The following is a 590-nucleotide window of genomic DNA, read 5'->3' as shown; positions in this document are numbered from 1 at the left end:
CGTTGAGCTGCGCCGACACCTGATCGGAGACCTGGTAATAGAGGGCCGCGTCGACGCGCGTGAAGCCCGGCAGCGTCACGGTGTTGTCGGTCGCAGCGAAGATGGCGCCGCGGTAGATCACACCGAGGCCAAGGCCCAGGCGTGGCGTCACGTCCACGCGGTTCCAGAGCGAGGCCAAATGCCTTGGCAGCTGCGCGAGGCGCGCCCCGGCGCGAACGGTGGCTGACTGCGTCTGGGTGATCTCACCATCCTGGTAGGCGTAACCGCCCACGAGGGTCCATCCGGGCCGCAGACGCCCTCGGCGGCAAGCTCCACGCCCTTGCTGCGTTGGCCCTTCACCAGGACCAGGCGGATGGGATCGGCCGGATCGGTCGCGGCGACATTCTCGCGATCGAGTTGGTAGATGGCGGCAGTCAGGGAGAAATCGGGGCGCAGGTCCCACTTCACGCCGACCTCCCGGTTGATGAACCGTTCCGGATCGAGCGCCTGGTTGGACAGGGACAGGGAGCTCAACTGGTCGCCCGCACGCGGCAGATAAGAGCGGCTGTAGCTGGCGTAGAGGGCGAGCGGTTCCACCAGCTTGAAGACCA

Annotated in this window: 2 protein-coding genes; both read right to left on the bottom strand. The window is 66.9% G+C overall.

Going from position 1 to position 590, the window contains the following annotated elements:
- Positions 1-241, bottom strand: a 241-nt coding sequence (locus AX690_RS24260; RefSeq protein ID WP_369798208.1) for a TonB-dependent receptor domain-containing protein, incomplete at its 3' end; no start/stop codon positions are given.
- Positions 148-590, bottom strand: a 443-nt coding sequence (locus AX690_RS12445) for a TonB-dependent receptor domain-containing protein (RefSeq protein ID WP_156449648.1), incomplete at its 5' end; no start/stop codon positions are given. The genes AX690_RS12445 and AX690_RS24260, both read right to left, overlap by 94 nt.

This window comes from Caulobacter sp. CCH9-E1, from assembly GCF_001556515.1.
Lineage (GTDB): Bacteria > Pseudomonadota > Alphaproteobacteria > Caulobacterales > Caulobacteraceae > Caulobacter.
Note: the sequence above shows the minus strand (reverse complement) of the source record. Positions and strands in the feature narration are given on the sequence as shown.